The organism is Vibrio sp. V01_P9A10T6 (assembly GCF_963877065.1).
Classification (GTDB): domain Bacteria; phylum Pseudomonadota; class Gammaproteobacteria; order Enterobacterales; family Vibrionaceae; genus Vibrio; species Vibrio anguillarum.
On sequence record NZ_CAWNTB010000115.1, the window covers coordinates 1 to 2,805 of the forward strand.

A 2,805-nucleotide genomic window follows, 5' to 3' on the forward strand; every position below is an offset into this window, starting at 1 on the left:
GCATTATCCCATATAAAAGAGAATTAAGTTAACTATTTGTTACTTTAAGTGAGATGGAGATCGATTGCGTTGTCTATCTTTAGCGAGTGTTTTAATCGCGAGCGGTAATATTTCGCATTAAAAATAACATTTACTTAACGTGAGGCAGGATGATTTTTAACGCACCATTGAGTCGTTTCATTTCGTCTTGTGAGCCTTGAAGATCTGGGTGGTATATTTTGCACAGTTGCTTGTAGCGAAGCTTGATGCTTTTTTCATCGGGAAGTTCACTGGGTTTAAAGCCAAATAATGCACAGGCTAATAGTAATTTTTGATCCTGAGATTGAGCCACATGATTGTTTTGCAGTCTTTTGATCTCTTTGAATAAGCTTTCAAGCTGCCTTTTTTGCTGTTTGATCATAAAGGCTTGCGATTCGATTTCTTGCTGGTGTTGACTAGTTTTATCGTGCTGTTGGGTCTTACGTTTTCGGCTCCAGAAGCGGAAAAGATAGATAAGCATCAAAAGGAGTAACATCAGCAACAACAGAGATAAGTAATCCGTCATGATAGAGCTTGTCGAGTCGTGCTCAACGGGTGCAGTGCTGACCACCATGTCAGCTTCATCGCTGCTGTCAAAAGCGCTGTCTAATTGGCTGATGGAGGAGACTTGTTTTGCACGTTGTTGATTGAATTTTTCTTGCAATACACGGGCATAACCCTCTTCGGCTTGGCTACTCTTACTTGCCGCAATGCGATACCACATTTCTGACAATTCTAACGCTGAGGGTGGCGAAGGGAGTGTTTCGTAAGTTCTAGCGAGTTGTAATTGAGCATTCACATCGCCGCTAGTGGCTAAGTCTGTCAGCCAAAATAGAGCTTGAGGGATGTCTTTTGGGGTTCCTTGTCCCTTTAAATAGAGATTGGCTAGCCTAGATTTGGCTAAGGGGTGTCCATTCTGCGCCGCTTGCTGAAACCAATAAAACGCATTGTTTAGGTTAACAGCAACTTTGTCCCCTTGCTGATAAGCCAGCGCCAATTGATATTGTGCATTTGAGTTTTGTTGCTGAGCTTGGGCAGTTAGCTCAGCAACAGGAGAAGCCAGTACTAATGAGGAGAAAAACAGGCACAAACTAAGGACAACTCTCAAATTTTCACCATGTTTTGTGGGGCTAATTTCTGTTCAAATAGTAGCGCATTTCTATCGAATGCACAGAGCAGAATAGCGCATTAATGGTTATCTAAGACGTTTTGGAGCAGGTGCGCCATCAATCGGTCGGTTTACAGATACTTTACGGCCTTTTTTTAACCCAGTTTCGTAATCCGCGGTAATATTTTTCATAGCATCACGCAGCTGCTGCTTGAAGGTTTCACGGTCAATATTTTGAAACTCTTTATCAATGTAATTATTGATTTTGTTATTGGATTCATCATCGGCGGTGATCACTGGAAGTTTTTCTAATGCCCCTTCAATCCAACCCGAAACGAACGAATTGACGCGCCGTGTGACTTCCATGCTGGAAGTGCCACTACCCGCGAAACTATTTCGAAATTGCCCTGTGTGCTCGTTCATTTCTCGGTAAATGATATCAAAAGCGAATGCGGCAAAAATAGCGCGATCGGCCTCACCAATAAACTCAACACGTTTGAGTCCTTTATGATTGAGTAGCACCGCTTCTACACCAAACTTAGTATTGATACCGCGGATCACTCGCAGTAGTGATGAGGTGATGGATGCGGGTAGTAAATGGGTTGATTGGGTTTTGCCCATCTTGATAAATTCGATGTCATCTTTATCAAGCCCATACTTCAGCATCAGGCTATGCGCCATCTTGATGGCATTGGCCGCTTCATTCACATTCGCGGAATTACCAAGTTCAAGACATTTAGCGATCTTCTTTAGAGCTTTCTGTTTATCCATTAATTCGCAAATACAATTCTACAACTTCAGAAAAGTCCGACATTTTAGCGGTTTTATGCGGGAAGTGAAAGCGAAGTGGAGAATCGCTGCCCAAAATCAGGCAGCGAGTCGAGAGGAGGTTGGTGGTTTAAATACCAAGTTCATCCAATAGGTCTGTAGTCAAATCATCATCACTGTTGTTTTGCTTGTCGTTTTTTGCTTTGGCAGACAGTTTTTGCTGAGTCGCTTCTAAAATTGAATCAGGGCTTTCATCTTCTTGAACTTCAAACTCTTCAAGTTGGATGAATTCAGTTTTATCCATTGCCAGTTCAAGATAGAAAATATTATTACTTTCTGTCGAGAAGGTAACTCGGCGTGCTTGTGGACGATCTAAATTAGTATCCACCGACAAAATTACCTGTTTGTTGAGTGACAGCATCTTCGGTTGGTTTTGGGTAATGTTGGTTTGCAGTTCTTTGCGGATTTTATTTGTGAAGTCGCCTACGAGTTGATTCATCAATTCGCCCAGTACATCGCCCACCTCGTCAGAAGTGTGCAGCACGGCCAGCTCTTCTTCTGGCATTCCCATGTTGCGCATATAACTGGTGTAAATTTCCAGCGCAGCCTTGGCCGTAAAGTTAATAACAACGAGCCCAGAGAAGCCACCATCAAACAAAACGAAACAGCCGAAATCTGGCTTTAGTGACGTTTTGTTGATTTTTTGTACCATCGCTGAGTAAGCAATGTTGGTCGCCGTTGCAGAACTGAGCACTCCTGACACTGATTGACAAAGCTTAAGCAAAATATCTTCAGTGGTAACAATCTTGTTTTTTTTCATTCTGATATCCGTAATGTGCATTGCAGTTTAAAAGCGGTATTTAACTCTCTATATCAATATATAAAGCATAAAGCGTTAATTAACTATATAT

General features: G+C 42.0%; 3 protein-coding genes. All 3 read right to left on the bottom strand.

What is annotated here, in order from left to right; genetic code table 11:
• Positions 1–130: 130 nt before the first annotated feature.
• Positions 131–1,108, bottom strand: coding sequence for a J domain-containing protein (locus AACQ21_RS06455; protein WP_105977421.1), 978 nt, complete (start codon positions 1,106–1,108; stop codon positions 131–133).
• A 105-nt stretch (positions 1,109–1,213) separates the two neighbouring features.
• Positions 1,214–1,897: a DUF2786 domain-containing protein gene (locus AACQ21_RS06460; protein ID WP_017042255.1), complete on the bottom strand. Its 684-nt coding sequence runs from the start codon at positions 1,895–1,897 to the stop codon at positions 1,214–1,216.
• Between the two features lie 127 nt (positions 1,898–2,024).
• On the bottom strand, positions 2,025–2,714 hold the full coding sequence (locus AACQ21_RS06465) for a DUF3334 family protein (RefSeq protein ID WP_026028133.1): 690 nt from the start codon (positions 2,712–2,714) through the stop codon (positions 2,025–2,027).
• Positions 2,715–2,805 lie beyond the last annotated feature (91 nt).

Bases quoted from the DNA above. Each gene is read 5' to 3' on its own strand.
- AACQ21_RS06460 (WP_017042255.1), bottom strand. From the start codon at position 1,897: ATGGATAAACAGAAAGCTCTAAAGAAGATCGCTAAATGTCTTGAACTT.
- AACQ21_RS06465 (WP_026028133.1), bottom strand. From the start codon at position 2,714: ATGAAAAAAAACAAGATTGTTACCACTGAAGATATTTTGCTTAAGCTT.